The 11918-nt window shown below is 43.9% G+C and carries 11 protein-coding genes; 5 read left to right on the top strand and 6 right to left on the bottom strand.

Translation table 11 applies throughout. From position 1 onward, the window contains the following. Both ACED60_RS01845 and ACED60_RS01840 read left to right on the top strand, forming a co-directional pair. Window positions 1–624 carry an HAD family hydrolase gene (locus ACED60_RS01845; protein ID WP_371694825.1) on the top strand — a complete coding sequence of 208 codons (624 nt, stop codon included), beginning with the start codon at window positions 1–3 and terminating at the stop codon, window positions 622–624. A 56-nt stretch (window positions 625–680) separates the two neighbouring features. Then, the gene (locus tag ACED60_RS01840; protein WP_135442171.1) at window positions 681–1520 is read left to right on the top strand and encodes a hypothetical protein; all 840 of its coding nucleotides are present in this window, start codon (window positions 681–683) and stop codon (window positions 1518–1520) included. A 93-nt stretch (window positions 1521–1613) separates the two neighbouring features. Here ACED60_RS01840 and ACED60_RS01835 read toward each other — a convergent pair whose 3' ends face one another. Together ACED60_RS01835 and add are read right to left on the bottom strand one after the other, a co-directional pair. Next, window positions 1614–2189 (bottom strand): sugar O-acetyltransferase, encoded by a 576-nt coding sequence (locus ACED60_RS01835; RefSeq protein WP_371726793.1) that lies wholly within the window; start codon window positions 2187–2189, stop codon window positions 1614–1616. Window positions 2190–2356: 167 nt separating this feature from the next. Next, window positions 2357–3355, bottom strand: coding sequence for an adenosine deaminase (gene add / locus ACED60_RS01830; protein ID WP_371726792.1), 999 nt, complete (start codon window positions 3353–3355; stop codon window positions 2357–2359). A 120-nt stretch (window positions 3356–3475) separates the two neighbouring features. Here add and ACED60_RS01825 point away from each other — a divergent pair, with 120 nt between their 5' ends. Together ACED60_RS01825 and ACED60_RS01820 are read left to right on the top strand one after the other, a co-directional pair. Then, complete coding sequence (locus tag ACED60_RS01825) at window positions 3476–4411, top strand: LysR substrate-binding domain-containing protein (protein WP_102556068.1); 936 nt, start codon at window positions 3476–3478, stop codon at window positions 4409–4411. 136 nt (window positions 4412–4547) lie between these two features. After that, window positions 4548–5999 carry a glutathione synthase gene (locus tag ACED60_RS01820; RefSeq protein WP_371726791.1) on the top strand — a complete coding sequence of 484 codons (1452 nt, stop codon included), beginning with the start codon at window positions 4548–4550 and terminating at the stop codon, window positions 5997–5999. Between the two features lie 189 nt (window positions 6000–6188). On the opposite strand, the gene ACED60_RS01815 is transcribed toward ACED60_RS01820, so the two are convergent. The 4 genes from ACED60_RS01815 to ACED60_RS01800 all read right to left on the bottom strand — a co-directional run bounded on the left by ACED60_RS01815 (window position 6189) and on the right by ACED60_RS01800 (window position 10795). Continuing rightward, window positions 6189–7697, bottom strand: coding sequence for an SgrR family transcriptional regulator (locus ACED60_RS01815; protein WP_371726790.1), 1509 nt, complete (start codon window positions 7695–7697; stop codon window positions 6189–6191). Between the two features lie 10 nt (window positions 7698–7707). After that, on the bottom strand, window positions 7708–8718 hold the full coding sequence (locus ACED60_RS01810) for a Gfo/Idh/MocA family protein (RefSeq protein ID WP_371726789.1): 1011 nt from the start codon (window positions 8716–8718) through the stop codon (window positions 7708–7710). A 113-nt stretch (window positions 8719–8831) separates the two neighbouring features. After that, window positions 8832–9731, bottom strand: a complete 900-nt coding sequence (locus tag ACED60_RS01805; protein WP_371726788.1) for a homocysteine S-methyltransferase family protein — start codon at window positions 9729–9731, stop codon at window positions 8832–8834. A 107-nt stretch (window positions 9732–9838) separates the two neighbouring features. After that, on the bottom strand, window positions 9839–10795 hold the full coding sequence (locus ACED60_RS01800) for an integron integrase (RefSeq protein WP_102453917.1): 957 nt from the start codon (window positions 10793–10795) through the stop codon (window positions 9839–9841). A gap of 352 nt (window positions 10796–11147) precedes the next feature. On the opposite strand from ACED60_RS01800, the gene ACED60_RS01795 reads away from it, so the two are divergent. Further along, window positions 11148–11876: a serine/threonine protein kinase gene (locus tag ACED60_RS01795; RefSeq protein ID WP_371726787.1), complete on the top strand. Its 729-nt coding sequence runs from the start codon at window positions 11148–11150 to the stop codon at window positions 11874–11876. Window positions 11877–11918: the final 42 nt, after the last annotated feature.

Genomic DNA, 11918 nt, shown 5'->3' with positions numbered 1-11918 from the left:
ATGAGTACTCATCAAATAAAAAATGTGGTATTTGACGTCGGCAATGTGATTGTACGTTGGTCACCGCTAGAAATTACTCGCCTGACTTTCGGGGAACTTGATGATCTGGAAACCCAAGCGCGTTCAATTTTCCAAAGTACGATTTGGTTGGATTTGAACAAAGGGTTCTTAACCGAAAATGAAGCCAAACTTCGCTACCAACAAGAGTTAGATTTATCTTCATTAGAGTGCGATCGCCTGTTCTACTACGTAAAGCAAACGCAGATCTTACTGTACGGTTCAGTTGAACTCATCGAGCGTGTAAAGCGATCTGGTTATGGTGTGTACGCGCTTACCGACAACGTAGTCGAGATTGTTGAATACCTAAAATCAACCTACCAATTTTGGCCGCTGTTTGATGGCGCGGCGGTATCCGCTGAATTGGGCATGCTTAAACCGCAGCCTGAGATTTACCAAGCGCTGCTGTCTAATAATGGGCTTGAAGCTTCAGAAACCGTCTTCATTGATGATATGCCCTATAACGTTGAAGGGGCTAAGGCTGTAGGTATTACCGGTATCCAGTTTAGTGATGTGTCTCAGTGTGAAAGAGAATTGCTTGCACTGGGTATTGATTTGAATCGTTAACGGATTTGATGATTTCGGGTTAACGATTTAACTCTTCTTTTTAAGGGTTTAACAAGATGAAAAAATACTCAGTAAGATCAATGATCACTTTTTTGGTTCTCGCTTTATCTGGATTGGTTCTTATTGTGGCAGCAATGCTGCAGATGCAAGGTGAAGAACCCTGTCACAATTGCTATGAATCAGATAAAGGGCAGTTTAAGTATGTCCTTTACGATGGAACCTCACCTTCGATAATTCCAAGTATTCACAACGAGCTATTGCTCAAACAGGCTCCTTTGATGAAAAGCTTCGGCCTTGATTCAATACCGGTCATAACGGTGAGAGTATGGCGAAACCAAAAAGCCTATTTGGATGAGCAGGAGCGGAGCATAGGGTATCGATATGCTTTCTCTACGGGGTATATTGACCCTAAAAGCAATGAAATTAGGCTGCTCTATTTTGGTGGTGAGATCCATAAAACCGCACTGCATGAGTTCGTACATTTACTGACTTTGCAAGTGAATCCGAACTTTGCGAATAATCCGCGTTGGTTGTGGGAAGCTATCGCTATCTACAAATCTGAAGATTATTGGTTTCACGTCAATAACAGGACTGCCATCAGTCGCCGTTTCGATGGGCTAGTTCAGGATTTATACCATAAGCCGAACAGTAGCTCAGCTGTTTATGAGCTTGGCTATACGGTCGGTGAGTTTATTGAACGTTCATGGGGGGAGGAGGCGTTTGTTGATCTCATTAAAAGCAATGGTGATCCATCACAACTTACAGAGCAACCAATAGAATCGCTGTTTTCTGATTGGGAAAAGTTCGTCAAAACCACGTACTTGAGTAGCCCGAAAAGTGAGTATGAAAAGGCCATGGAACGAAATCCATTCGATAGAAGAGACACGTCTAACTAATCAAAAAAGAGGTGATATGTACATCGCCTCTTTTTCTATTCGTTGTTCTAAGTAGCTTTATTCTACTGGTGAGCTCTATTCTTCTACTTAGCTTTATTGTTCAGTATTCAAATATCTAATCAATTTTGCAGGTGTGCCGCCGTATAGGCAATCTGGTGGTACATCGCTGTTGACCACAGAGTTCGCTGCAATCACTGAACGAGCCCCAATAGTCACGCCTTGGTTGATCACTGAATTACCGCCAACCCACACATCATCTTCGATTGTTATTGGTAAACAGAAGGTTTCCCATTTACGGCGGCTACGATAATCAAGGGAGTGTGATGGCGTATAGAATTGGGCACTTGGTCCAATTAAAACATTGTTACCGATCTTGATGTTCGCACCATCTAGCATTACTGCGTTCATATTAATGAAGGTGTCGTCGCCAATCTCTATGGTTTTGCCAAACTCACAATGAAAAGGGGGCTGGATTAAGCTGCTATTACCAACCTTACCAAATAGCTGCTCTTGCAATGTGTGTTGCTGGTTTGGGTCTTGGTGGTGGTTGAAAGCCATTAGCGACTTTCTGGCATTGGCACGCATGGTATCAATTTCTTGATCTGCACCATCATACACTTGTCCAGATAGCATTTTTTCTAGTTCAGTTTTATTGTTTTTATTACTCATGCTTATCCACTTTACGAGAGTCTCGGTCTAAATGACGAATACTGCAAGATTAGCGACTTTTAGACATAAAAAAAGAGAAAAGCGTCAGCCTTTCTCTTCCTGTTTTGTGCTTTAAGCACTAATGCTAAGTGAGCCCTGCTATTCAGCAAAAGGCGCGCTTTGCCAAATTAGATTTGCTCAACGAAACCCATTAGGTGCTGTTTCACTTCGTCTGAAGCAAAAGCGCTGTCGACTGAGTATTTGTAGATTTCTACGTAGTCTTCTTTTGTTAGGCCGAATGTTTCACACACACGCTTCACTTCGTTGGTCATGGTTGTGTTCGACACAGTACGGTTGTCTGTGTTGATCGTAACAACGATGCCGTCTTTCTTGAATTCAGCAATTGGGTGGTCGCTGAATTTGTGAATACATTTAGTTTGAACGTTACTTGTTGGGCAAGTTTCAAGCGCAACTTGCTTCTCTTTAACGATGTTGTATGCGTCTTCGTTACCTTGGATGTGAACACCGTGGCCGATGCGTTCAGCGTCAAGCATTGTCACTGCATCGTAAACGTTTTGACCATGCCATTGCTCGCCAGCGTGCACGGTAATGCGGTAGCCTTTTTCAAGAGCGTATTGTGTGTATTCAGGGAATTCAGCACAGAAGCCTGGCTTTTCGCCGCCTGCGATATCAAACGCCACAACACCTTTACCTAGGTAGGGTTGGCCTGCGTCGATTACGTCTTTGATCGAATCTTTAGGGAACATACGAAGCACAGACATGATGTAGTTGCCTCTGATGTCGTATTTCTCTTCAGCACGCTTCATGCCTTTTACTGCACTTGCAATGATCGTATCAAGAGACAGGCCTTTGTTTACGTGCAGGATTGGTGCGAAGCGAACTTCTAGGTATTTAACGTTCTCTAGTGCAGCGTCTTCGTAAAGCTCAAAAGAGATACGTTCAATTGCTTCTTCAGTCTGCATTATTTGTAGTGGCAGGCTGAAACAAGCCAGGTACTCATCTAGGTTTTTGCAATCTTCTGGCACAGTTAGAGATTGAACAACCGCGTCGCGATCTTCAGGTAGTTCGATATTGTACTGTTTTGCTAGGTCAATAATCGTATCTGGGCGAACACTTCCGTCTAGGTGGCAGTGTAAATCAATCTTTGGTAGTGCTAGAAAATCCATGAGTATTCCTTAATTCTATTATTCTTTGAGTGTTTTAACTCACATGCGCTAAATTTACCAAGACAATGATATGATTTAAAGTGACAATTAATCATCATTAACCTGAATTTAGGGAATATCATGGTAGATGTTAAAAGCTTACTTAAATGCGATATGAATTTGCTGCTTTGCTTGCACGTTCTGATTGAAGAACGAAGTGTGAGCAAAGCGGCTGATCGACTCTTTTTGAGCCAGTCTGCGGTAAGTAAACAGCTCACTAAGCTCAGAGCTTTGTTTGATGATCCGCTGTTTGAGCGTGAATCAAAGGGTCTATTCCCAACACCCAAAGCACTCGCGTTAGCGCCTAAGATCCACCAAATTCTACTGCAGATCGAAAAGCTGACTGTTCCCGAAGTCTTCGACCCCAAAGACAGTGAGCGTACCTTTACTATAGACCTTGTCGAAACGGCGTACACGGCGATTTACCCGCATTTTATGCCGACAGCACTTGCAGATGCGCCTCATATCACCATCAACAGTTCAACGTGGAGCAGCGACAGCTTCAAGCGCTTACTGAAACGTGAGGTGGATTTTGGTATCGGTATCTTTGAGCTAGATGAGCGCGCTTCTACCCATGTCCAGTGTATCCCTGACGAGTTGGATTACGTGGAACTGTGCTTGGATTACTCGGTGTGTTTGATGCGAAATGACCACCCGGCCTTGCTGGAAGAGTGGAACCTCGACACTTTCTTGAAGTATCGACACATACAGTTGGTGACGGGTGGAGCGGGTGACTGGTTATTGATGGAAGTGCTTAACTCAAAGCAGCTTGAAATCAACAAAGCCGCTAATGTTTCAGACATCACCAGTGCCATTAAGCTGTGTAAGCAGAGTGATTTACTTATGTGTTACCCATACAACTCGGTACGCGATTACATTGATAGCGGAGAGTTGGTGATGAAGCCTGTCCCGGTTGATTTGGTGCCGGGAGGCTTGTTCCTGTTGTGGCATAAATACTTCGATTCAGAACCTAGCCACAAATGGTTGCGCGACCTGATCATCGAGCAGACTCGATAGTTGAGATATATAATTTATTCAAGATATTGAAAAATAAGACAAACGTAGTTGTTTGATAAATAATCCAGTTTTATTTCGTCTTTTGGAATTAAGCTTCGTCTTATTCTGGGTGCTATTTTTATTTGGAAGATGAGAGATGACAATTCCACGGTTGCCACAACAAATTATTGAAGACGCGTGTGAGTGGGCGATCATGCACGGTGTTGCGTTTCGCCAGTCAGATAATACCGCTAGGCATTGCCCTTTCAGCATTGCTCCTATGACTATGGAGCGTGAGGTGTATGAACACTTGTTGAAGGTAACACCGCTTATCACCAAGTTAATCAGCAATGTTTCCGAAGATCATGATTTCTTGCAGTCATCACTGAGTGATATGGCCAAAGCTGATCCGTTTTTTGGCCGTTTGATGGAGTTGCATCAACAAGCGCATGGCAGTGCGGATGAACGCTTGAATCCTGCTCGCCAACCGTTGTTATTAATGCGTACTGACTTCATGGACGATCGCCAACATGGCGCGAAAGTGATCGAGTTTAATGGCATTGCTGCAGGTATGGCTCCGTTTGGGCAAAAGGCCACAGAGTTCCATGATTACATGCAAAATCAATGGCCTGAGACTTATCAGAGCTGGCTTGAAGATAAATCTGCGACACCTGCTGAAAACCAAGGCTTAAAGCAACTGGCTTATGGTATTGCGACTTCAGCAAGAAAAGTGCGAGCTGACTTTAATGATTCAGATAAGCCAACATTCTTGATGGTAGTGCAAAAGAATGAAGACAATGTTTACGATCAACACCTACTCGAAATTGAACTGCAAAAGCAGGGTGTACGTACGGTTCGTCGTACCTTTGAACAATTGAGCTGTCAGCTTTCATCGGGTGATAACCAACGCTTGTTATTGAAAGATGTCGGCGCTGTCGATGTGGTGTATTTAAGAGCTGGCTATCAATATTCAGACTACTGGGCACCAGAACTCAACGAATCGGTTTGTTGTCATACACTAAGCCAAACGCGCGTGTTTATGGAGCAACACCATGTTGCAATGAACGCGACCATCAGCCAGCAATTAGCGACCAGTAAAACCATGCAAATGCGGCTGACCATGATGCCAGCATCTGAATACGCACGTTGGGGTTTAACGCTAGAAGAAGCAGATCTAGTTAAGAGTGTACTGGCTGATATGAAGCCAATTAATACCGATACTATCGAGTGGTTCAATAACGTGGCGATTAGACAAGAGTGGGTGTTAAAAAACCAAGGTGAGGGCGGTGGCCATTGTGTCTTTGGTGACGACATCAGCGAACAACTGCGCCAACTTAAGCCAGAAGAGTACGACGCATGGGCATTGATGCAGCGCTTGTACCCACACGAACGTGACGTACCAACCATTGCGGTGCGTGACACTCAACAAACGCTAGTGACAGACTTAGTCAGCGAAGTGGGTTTGTTCACCGCCTATTACCAAGGTAAGCCAGTCACTCAACTTGATGGTTATGCGGGATACTTGATCCGCAGCAAACCCGCCAGCGAAAATGAAGGTGGGATCCACAGCGGCAAAGGCATTCTAGATTCGTTGGTGTTGATTGATTAGTTGAGTATCTCAAAAAAATCCATAACTCATATTCTGGTTTTCTCCAGAAAAGATCATATTACCGCAGTAAACAATCTGTATCTGCAGAGCGTATTGGAAGTGGCTCAGAGATAAAGTAACGGTACGCGACACTAGACTCGCTCCATTATGTAAAAGTCGGTAAGGCTAGCAAACTTGTCTAGCCATAAATTACAAATGGTTGATCCATAATTGGTCGAGATCGCACCAACCGAAACCATTCACTTGCGCGCCGTGTATCTTTTCAGAAACCTCTAAGTTGAACGCCTTTTGCTTTAGCTCAATCACAACTCCAGAGTCATTCAACCAATGCTTGAGTGCTAACAGTGCATTCATCGCTAACTCAAAGTTTGGCTGGCTTCTTATCGAGGCTAAGCCTTGTTCGATTGTCTCTAGCATCTCAGTAGACAGCGCTAAGTCCTCAAAGGGGAAGCGAGTGAAGAAGCTTAACCATGAGAAAAAGGTGTCGTTCTCATCAATAATGCTGCATAGCACCACGTCTTTGGTAGTTAGGTAGTTTCCATATTCCACGCTGGTTTTGTGGTCGCCAGACGCAGACAACTGCTCGAAAAGGGTTTGGCATTCAGAGGTGTCTTCAACAGTAAATTCACGAAGTGACTTAGTTAATGCTGGGTTTTGAATCTTGAAAAACGTCGAGCAAGAATCCGGTTGAGAAGAATGGTAATCGCCACGCACGGTGGTCGTCTTTTCGGGCAGTTTCACGCACACCTGATTTTGAGCGCAGGCTTTACCCTGTGCCCATTCTGGATAGACCCACAACTCGATTCGATTGAGAATCGGAGTGCTATGTGAATACGTGCTATTACGGCTTAATCTCAACATCTTGCTTGAGAAGATGTCTAATGAGAACGCGCCAGAACCAATCAACCTATCAGTCGGTGATGAGGGATCAAATACGGAGGCTTCAACTCTGGAAAGTAAGCGCGGTAAATGCCAATCAGGTTTATTCAATTTCACGACAACCACATTACCTGCCGAGGCAGAGACCTCATCAATATGCTGATAACAGCGACGCCATATTTTGCTTTGGCAGAGTGAGTTAAGGTTACGCGCTATGTCTTGAGGTTCGAGTGTTCGACCGTTATGAAAGAGAACGCCATTGCGTATTTGAAAGTGCCACTGTGTCGCATCTTCATTAGGCTGCCAATGATAAGCTAGATCGCCGCTGAGTTTACCGTGCTTAACTGAGGTTAGGCGTTGGCAAATTTGCATCACTAAGAAACGTTCGGTGCGTCTAAGTACTCGTTGAGGGTGAAGCGCTTCGAGTTCTCGGTGAAAGGGGATGTACGCGATATTCTGCGCCGACGGATTGGTATTGCTTAGAAAGGCTTGTAACTCAGCGCCAGCATTGCGGCCATTGAAGCTCAAGGTGTTAAAAACTTGTTCTATGTTACCTGCGTCGGCTTGGGTTTGTGCGTATTGGTAACACGCCTCAATGGGCTCAACCAGACACGTGAGTTGTGCTTTCTTGCTTCGGCCAGAGCTAGCTTGCCACTCAATCCAGCCTTGCGCTGTCATTGCTTTGAGTAAGGTCTGAACGTGACGTTCACTCACGTGCAGCAGTGTGGCCAGTTGGTTAACCTGACAATGTGATACTCCAGGCCCAAAAGCCTGAAATATCTTTTCATACAGTTCAAGCTTGCGCTTAAGGTTGCCCAATTTGCTTTTCCTAACGACGAGGTTGAGTTAAGTGTGGATAGCCAGAGTCAATCAGTGCTTTTTCCATCGTGTCGAGAACTCGAGAGGTTATCTCTGAGCTTAGGATATCCGACTCAGTTTTGCCTTGAAGCAGCAAATCTGAAAAATGGTCGATTTCAAATTCGAACCCATTGCCCGTCACTCGTTTGTTGATGGTCGACTTGTTGCCTTGATGTTTAATTTCAATAAAGGCCGGATTCCACCATTTTTCGTGAATGGTGATTTTGGTTTCGGGCCCACTCAAATGTGCTGACCGGGGAAGATTTTGCACGGTTGATGCCGATATCTTACCGTTCATATCACCAGAGAAAGTAAAGCACGCATCGGTATCAACATTTGCCCCCTCATAAAGACACGACATCTTTACCTGAGGTTTTGAAGGTTTCACACCCAGCGTTCGACACAGGTCGTAGAAGAACCAAAGCCCATAGACCCCAACATCGAGTGTTGCTCCGCCTGACAAATCCGGATTGAAGATAAACAAATCGGGATCATAGTCGTGATGGTTACCAAAGCTAGCTTCGATTGAATCTATTTGAATGTGGTTATCGACCAAGAATGATTGGAGCTCACGATACGCGGGAAACACCACAGTTTTCATCGCTTCTAACAGCATCACGCCATTTTGTTTCGCGAGGGCTTTCATCTCAAACCAATCAGCAAGATTGGTAAAAGCCGGCTTCTCAACCAATACATGCTTTTTATTCTTTAGAAACAGTTCGGCGAGTGGCTGGTGGTATGGGTGAACCGTAGCGATGTAAACCGCTTCAACACTTGGGTCATTCGCCATCTCTTCATAAGAGTCATAAGCCTTGTCGCAACCAAACTTGTTGGCGAACGTGGCTGCGCGTGAGTGATCTCTTGCGGCAACGGCATACAATTCACCATGCAGAGAGTGCTCTGTGACTGCGGTTGCGAATCGATTAGCGATATTGCCTAGCCCTGCGATACCCCATTTAATTTTGCGTTGCGTGTCGCTCATCAATTGCTCCAAATCGTTGTTTTGTCTCAGTGTACTCAGAGACGCCACATACAAATAGAGAACAGATTTCTCAACCTGTTCTCTATTTATTTTATTCTAGTTGAAGCTCAGGATCAGCTCTGTATTGAGTGTTTCCAATCGGCTAGGGCTTTAATGTGCTTTGGCCCGATGCCACAACAGCCACCGACGATATTCGCGCCCAGTGCGTGCCAACGTTTAGCGTAAGTTAAGTAACCTTGGCCATCCAGTTCACGCATCTCCTGAAACATATCATTCGCTTCATGTTCGTTGCTGATAGGCGCAAAATTGTTGGCGTAGACACCAATTTCTAAATTACGGCCTAGTTCATCGATTACTTTCTTGGCATCGATAATGGCTTGATCCATCACTTCAGGCACTGAGCAATTAAACATAATGCCTGTCGCGTTTGATTGGCAGGCAAGTTTGATCGCGTCTGTGACGCTCTCGCCAGAACGAATATTGGCAGAATCGCCCTTGGTATCTTCCAAACTGAATGCGTAGTAACACGGCTTATCTGACTGCTTAAGAACCGAATGGATGGAATCGAATTCTTGCAGGCTACAGATGGTTTCTGCTATCCAAAGATCGATGTTCGGGGCTTGAGCATCGTAAAGGGTTTGAATGATTGGCGCGGCTTCTTCGACCTTAAATAAGTCTGGTCGGTAGCTGCCAAATGGTGGTGGAATCGCGCCTGCTACTTTCACTGTGTGGGGAGCATTGTCAGCAACTGCTTTAGCCAGCTCGCCAGATAGTGCGGCTAGTTCAAAGCCTCGTTGCTCGAACAGCTCTTCACCCAAATGAAAAGGCACACAGGCGTAGCTGTTGGTGATCAAGATTTCAGCACCTGCATTGACAAAGTTTTGATGCGCTTGGCTAACAAATTCGGGTGCTTCAATCAGCGCTTGAGCACTCCAAAGCGGTTGAGAAAATGGCGCGCCAATTTCTTTGAGTTCTCGGCCCATGCCGCCATCAAGTATGGTTAGTGTTTTCATATTCAATACTATCTAAACAATTGCTGAAGTTCTGCCGCCACCATATCAGACAACCTTGTCAGACAGAAGCCATCAAGCCAGGTTCAACTATCGATGAGGGAGTTTCGTTATAGGTGGTCTAGCGGGCTAGTCGTGCCGCTAAAGTGTTGCCCAATAACGTGAGTGTATATCTGAGTTGTCTTAACATCACTGTGCCCCAGTAGCTCTTGAACCGTTCTGATATCGGAGCCTGACTTTAGAAGTTGCGTAGCAAAACTGTGCCTGAAAGTATGACAACTAATTCGCTTGTGGCGCAATTTGTTAGAGTTAGTCGCCTTCTTCAGCGTTTTTCGGAGTGCCGAATCATGTAGGTGGTGTCGGCATACTATCCCCGACTCTGGGTGTTGAGTGACGGATTTTGATGGGAATAGGTACATCCAAGCAAGTTGTCGATAGGCACTCGGGTATTTTTTGCCTAATCGGTGAGGTAAAGATGGCCCAAACCCATTCAAGTTATCTTTAGCAAGCAGAACTGCAACTTGTGCAATTTTGTCTTGTATAGCTTCAGTGAGTGAAAAACTTAAAATTGTCACTCGGTCTTTATTTCCTTTCCCATCGTGAACAGTGAGAGACCCTTGTTTTAGGTCTATATCTTGTACTCGAAGCCTCAGGCATTCCGATACTCTCAAACCTGAACCATACAACAAGCGAAAAAACAGTTGATATTTAGGATCTATTTCATTGATCACCGAGATAGCTTCCGAATGATTGAGTACGCTAGGAATTTTTCGAGACCGAGTCGCATAGCTAAACCCTAAGTCTCCTAGAGGTTGCTTAATAAATTGATTGTATAAATAGGCTAGAGCATTGAGCGCTACCTTCTGAGTATTGATGGCGACTTTTTGATGATTAGCTAAATGAGAAAGAAAGGAGACAACTTCAGCGGCATGCATCTGTTCAGGGTGTTTCATTTTATGAAAATGAATGTAGTACTTAATCCAATAACAGTAGGCTTTGATTGTCCTGCGACTATAGCCCCGCATCGTCATATGTTCGCAAATTGCCTGCATGAATTGACTCGCCATATATCCCCCTCACAAAATCTGTACATACAGACAGTTTATTGCTTGTTGAATAATTAATGACTTAAAAAAGAGTGGTTTTTAACTCTGATTGAGCACGAATTTAACGAGAGTTTTATTTTAAGTTATTGATTAATATATAGATTGGTGAGTGGTTAAGAATGAAAACGAGCGTTATATAGGCGGCAATGTGTGCTTGCACGTTTTCACACTTAATGTTTAAACCCACTTTTATATTAAATGCATAGCATTCAGTTGGTTATGAGCGACCTTTTTGATATGTTAAGCGGATGGATTCGTGATTGCACGATATTAAAATGTTAGGCTCTTATCGAAAAATTTAAGTAGGTAGTAAATGGCTGGAAAAAGAAGAAGGCGCAGAAATAATCATAAGCGTCAGAAAGATATGATGATTGGTCCATGGAAGTTGGTTGATACCCTTGGGCATGGTGGAAACGGTGAAGTTTGGGAAGTGTCGAGAGAAGGGCTTGAAAATCATGCAATTAAGCTTTTAAAAAACGCGGATGCAATAACTTATGAACGTTTTAAAGCTGAAACTCACGTTTTATCTACTCATTCTATCGAAGGTATGATCCCATTGGTCGAATCAAACTTACCAGAGGATCTTAAAGAGGGTGTTCCATGGTTTGTAATGCCAAAAGCAATTCCTTTTGCGCAATATGCAGAAGAAAAATCATCAATGGAATTAGCAAAGCAATTTGTATTATTAGGTAAAACCTTAGAAAACTTGCATTCAAAAGGTATTGCTCACAGAGATATTAAGCCTGCAAATGTTCTCTTTTATAATGATCGACTTTGTTTTGCAGACTTTGGTCTAGTTAAATATCCGGGCAAAGAGAATATCACTCCAGAAAAACGTGATGTGGGTGCTAAGTTTACAATGGCACCTGAAATGAGACGAGAAGCATCGTTAGCTGATGGTATGCCGGCAGATGTATTTTCGTTAGCCAAATCACTTTGGATTGCACTAACAAAACAAGAAAAAGGGTTTGATGGTCAATATAACCCTTCTTCTATCTTATCTGTAAAAAACTACTGCGATGATCTCTATATACCCAGTTAACTTGAAGATGCGCAGTTGAGCACCTGAAAATTATCATTTATT

This window comes from Vibrio sp. 1F279 (assembly GCF_041439815.1).
Lineage (GTDB): Bacteria > Pseudomonadota > Gammaproteobacteria > Enterobacterales > Vibrionaceae > Vibrio > Vibrio tasmaniensis_A.
The sequence above is the reverse complement of the archived record's forward strand: the minus strand, read 5'-3'. Positions and strand labels throughout refer to the sequence as shown.

What these genes read in the sequence shown, in the direction of transcription:
- ACED60_RS01840 (WP_135442171.1), top strand. Translation starts at nt 681, where the DNA reads ATGAAAAAATACTCAGTAAGATCAATGATCACTTTTTTGGTTCTCGCT.
- ACED60_RS01810 (WP_371726789.1), bottom strand. Translation starts at nt 8,718, where the DNA reads ATGAGCGACACGCAACGCAAAATTAAATGGGGTATCGCAGGGCTAGGC.
- ACED60_RS01825 (WP_102556068.1), top strand. Translation starts at nt 3,476, where the DNA reads ATGGTAGATGTTAAAAGCTTACTTAAATGCGATATGAATTTGCTGCTT.
- ACED60_RS01820 (WP_371726791.1), top strand. Translation starts at nt 4,548, where the DNA reads ATGACAATTCCACGGTTGCCACAACAAATTATTGAAGACGCGTGTGAG.
- ACED60_RS01800 (WP_102453917.1), bottom strand. Translation starts at nt 10,795, where the DNA reads ATGGCGAGTCAATTCATGCAGGCAATTTGCGAACATATGACGATGCGG.
- ACED60_RS01835 (WP_371726793.1), bottom strand. Translation starts at nt 2,189, where the DNA reads ATGAGTAATAAAAACAATAAAACTGAACTAGAAAAAATGCTATCTGGA.
- ACED60_RS01795 (WP_371726787.1), top strand. Translation starts at nt 11,148, where the DNA reads ATGGCTGGAAAAAGAAGAAGGCGCAGAAATAATCATAAGCGTCAGAAA.
- add (WP_371726792.1), bottom strand. Translation starts at nt 3,355, where the DNA reads ATGGATTTTCTAGCACTACCAAAGATTGATTTACACTGCCACCTAGAC.
- ACED60_RS01805 (WP_371726788.1), bottom strand. Translation starts at nt 9,731, where the DNA reads ATGAAAACACTAACCATACTTGATGGCGGCATGGGCCGAGAACTCAAA.
- ACED60_RS01845 (WP_371694825.1), top strand. Translation starts at nt 1, where the DNA reads ATGAGTACTCATCAAATAAAAAATGTGGTATTTGACGTCGGCAATGTG.